This window comes from uncultured Mucilaginibacter sp. (assembly GCF_903913935.1).
GTDB lineage: Bacteria > Bacteroidota > Bacteroidia > Sphingobacteriales > Sphingobacteriaceae > Mucilaginibacter.
Genome location: NZ_CAIWNH010000315.1, coordinates 1 through 3,373 on the forward strand (window position 1 = coordinate 1; position 3,373 = coordinate 3,373).

At 40.9% G+C, this 3,373-nt stretch carries 4 protein-coding genes; 1 reads left to right on the forward strand and 3 read right to left on the reverse strand.

Features of this window, described 5'->3' with window-relative positions:
* The 3 genes from QZY09_RS12285 to QZY09_RS12295 all read right to left on the reverse strand — a co-directional run.
* A partial coding sequence (locus tag QZY09_RS12285; protein ID WP_295672781.1) for a hypothetical protein occupies positions 1 to 407 on the reverse strand: 407 nt, incomplete at its 3' end.
* Positions 408 to 410: 3 nt separating this feature from the next.
* A complete protein-coding gene (locus QZY09_RS12290; RefSeq protein ID WP_295672782.1) occupies positions 411 to 710 on the reverse strand; it encodes a hypothetical protein in 300 nt (99 codons plus the stop codon).
* Positions 711 to 758: 48 nt separating this feature from the next.
* Complete coding sequence (locus tag QZY09_RS12295; RefSeq protein ID WP_295672784.1) at positions 759 to 1,325, reverse strand: sigma-70 family RNA polymerase sigma factor; 567 nt, start codon at positions 1,323 to 1,325, stop codon at positions 759 to 761.
* A gap of 479 nt (positions 1,326 to 1,804) precedes the next feature.
* Here QZY09_RS12295 and QZY09_RS12300 point away from each other — a divergent pair, with 479 nt between their 5' ends.
* Positions 1,805 to 3,331 carry a T9SS type A sorting domain-containing protein gene (locus QZY09_RS12300; protein WP_295672786.1) on the forward strand — a complete coding sequence of 509 codons (1,527 nt, stop codon included), beginning with the start codon at positions 1,805 to 1,807 and terminating at the stop codon, positions 3,329 to 3,331.
* The last annotated feature ends 42 nt before the right edge of the window (positions 3,332 to 3,373 follow it).

Genomic DNA, 3,373 nt, shown 5'->3' on the forward strand with positions numbered 1-3,373 from the left:
GTGCAAATTGCCTTTAGCTGTTGCGCCTGGTCTAATCGTAAAAGTTCCATTTTATATTCATTCTCGGCCACAGCTCGTGCCAGCAATTTCACCAGGCTGTCATCTGTATTCTTATTGAACATAATCATGTTCATCGAATCTCTTTCACCTCTTATTATAACACTCAACACTTTTTCCTTGTCGTAAAAGTTGGAGCGTATTTGTTTTATTTGTTCGGTCTGCGCTGCTGTTAAGTTCAATTCCTTTTGTAAAATGCCCGATACATCCCTAAAATCATCCGGTATAATTGGCCGCTGGTTGGGAGGTGAATGCTGTTTCCATAAAAATGTACCAAGCGTGAGCATATTGATGATTGCCAACACTGCAACACACCATTTCAGCACTTTATTTTGAGCAAATATTTCCATAGCCTAATTATTTGCTGAATCGGGGTTAAACAATATAGTTTCAGCAATGAGCTCTAGTTTTTGGCTGTCTTGTGAAGAAGCAGTGCTACCGGAAAGTACTGTTTTAAGAACTACCCCTCCATTGATAACCACCAGCGATACTATGGCAAGTACCAGTGGAGGCCGAGTTTTGTGCTTGCGGGGAGAAGCGCGCAGCCTATGGTTGAGGGTCTCATTCCAAGTACCCGATGGTTGCATATCAGGAAGATACTCAAAATGCTCAAGGGATTCCTCTATTTTCCTATTTAATGATTCTGTCTCCATTTTATCTATTTGGTTTGACGATTAATATTTTCAATTCTGGCACTTGCCTCATTTTTTTAGTATTTTTTCCAGTTCAGCACTTACTTTCCGTTTAGCGCGGGACACAAGGGATTCAACTGCAACTATAGTGGTGTTCATTATCTCTGCTATTTCCGCATTAGTATACCCGTCAATTTTGCTCAGTGTAAATGCCACACGTTGGCTGTCGGGTAAGGTGTTAAGTGCCTGCATTATTTCACTTAAACTTTCTGCTTGGTGAATAGATTTATCAGGGCTTTCACCGCCAGCCAGCCAGCTTAAGACACTTTCAATTCCCAAAGTTTTTCCAATTGATCTTACCCGCTTTTTTCTGTTCCGCTTTTTTATTTCGTCGAGGCTTTTGTTAACAGCAATTCGGTAAATCCATGTAGAGAGCTTGGCGTCTTCACGGAAAGTATTGATTGACTGGTAAACTTCAACAAAAACCTCCTGTGCCGTATCTTCAGCATCTTCTTGATTTAATAAAAATCTGTAGCAAGTGTTAATTACCATTTTCTGGTAAAGCAGTACCAACTCATTAAATGCGCTAATGTTACCGTCCCTTATTTTAGCAATTAACTCAGCTTCTTTTTCCATTTCCACTAATAGTAATATTGCTCGTGGGGAGGGGGAATAGCCAGAAGCTGTGACAAGGGCGAATTTATATTTATTAAAGATGCATTTACCTGTAGTCGTTTCTTATTAAGTGACTACCTTTTTCTCTTCAGGTTTATTATGTACTAAATATTCATCTGTTAGTGCCAGACAAAAATTCTTTTGTCGTCTAATAAGCTATTCGGGGCAAATGTCTTTTAAAGCAAAGAGAAGGTAAAGGGGAAAGTCATTTTCGTTAAACTTTTTAAAAGCTTTAGTGTCAAGACATAGCCTCCCATATTTTTTCATCTGCCAAATTAAGCGTACCCATGAAGCAATTGAACAGACCTTGCAATGCAAACTCTATTCTCAAATCAGTTTTTCAATTCACTCTTTTTATTTTTATGGGGAATGGCGTGTTAGCGCAAGCTCAATCCATTATTTTGGGCAGGGCTACTGATACTTCCATTACTGCTAGCATCATGTTTGACCAAACAGTGAATCTTTATGTGCATTATGGTAATCAATCCGGAATCTACACCGACTCTACCTCAGTGTCCATCGACAGCGCCAATGAGCCCTATATGGCGGAGCTTAGCGGCCTTATGGCAAACACAAGATATTATTATAGGGTAATGTACCAGGCTGCTGGTGGAGGGGCTTTTAACGCCACGCCGGAATATACTTTTCATACGCAACGCGCACCAAGCAGTACTTTCACTTTTGAGGTGGAATCTGATGAACATTTATACGATTATGGCAACCCTCATTTGTATAGTGTAACAATGCAAAACCAGGCGGCAGATAAACCCGATTTTATGTTTACCCTGGGCGATATTTTTGGCGATGACCACTATGCTTTTACTATTACTTCACACCAGGTAGATTCACTGCGTAAGGCTTATCGCTCAAGGTTGGCACCGTTATGTAATTCGGTACCCTTCAACATTTGTTTAGGTAATCACGATGGCGAAAAGCAATACTATCTCGATACCCTTGCACCCAATAACCTGGCGGTATGGTCAACCTTGTGGCGTAAATATTACTATGCCAATCCTGAGCCAAACGGATTTTTCTCCGGCAATTCGGATGCCGAAATGTTTGGCATGAATAAGCCGGATGACTACTATGCTTATACCTGGGGAGATGCTTTATTTGTTGTATTAGATGCTTATAGGTTTGATTGTTTTAATCCTGATTCCTTACAAGTAAAGGCTGATGGTTGGAACTGGACACTGGGTTATACTCAATATACCTGGCTTAAAAACACTTTACAAAGCAGCACTGCAAAATACAAGTTCGTGTTTGTTCATCATCCCCTTGGCGAGGAGCGGGGAGGAATCATACCAGCTCGAACCTTTGAGTGGGGTGGATATGCTAAAAACGGCCAATACCAGTTTAATACTTACCGGCCAGGTTGGGGGAAACCCATTCAACAGCTGTTTGTGGACTATGGGGTAAATATTTTATTTCAAGGACATGACCATTTGTTTGCACGCGAAGTTTTGGATAGTGTCATATATCAGGAGGTTCCCATGGCAGCCGATTCTACCTATGAGAAAGGCATTTTAGCCAACGGTGCGGCGTATACAGCTGACACATTGAACGGCTCAGGGTATATCCGGGTTACCGTATCTCCTTCTTGCGTAAAGGTTGATTACGTAGAGTCGTATTTACCCAAGGATACATTGGGAGTTAATAAGAATGGGCAAGTTGCATTTACTTATACCATCGGCACCTGTGATACTACTGCCACAACATCAATAAACAAAATCGTAAGCAGCGACAAGGTTACGGTGTTTCCAAACCCTGCTAAGGATCAGCTGACAGTTCAATTTGGTGATAACAGCGAAAACCACACGATTAAGATGATGAACGATTTAGGCCAATTAATTCTGCAAACCCCAAATAGGCATATAGACATAAGCAAAGTTGCCAATGGTATTTACTTTTTGAATATAGAAACGGACAATTCAAGTGTAAACAAAAGGGTAGTAATCGCACGCTAATTCATTTCGTTAACCGTCATCAGGCAAACCGTTCCCATGAAA

What these genes read in the sequence shown, in the direction of transcription:
- QZY09_RS12300 (WP_295672786.1), top strand. Translation starts at nt 1,805, where the DNA reads ATGTTTGACCAAACAGTGAATCTTTATGTGCATTATGGTAATCAATCC.
- QZY09_RS12295 (WP_295672784.1), bottom strand. Translation starts at nt 1,325, where the DNA reads ATGGAAAAAGAAGCTGAGTTAATTGCTAAAATAAGGGACGGTAACATT.
- QZY09_RS12290 (WP_295672782.1), bottom strand. Translation starts at nt 710, where the DNA reads ATGGAGACAGAATCATTAAATAGGAAAATAGAGGAATCCCTTGAGCAT.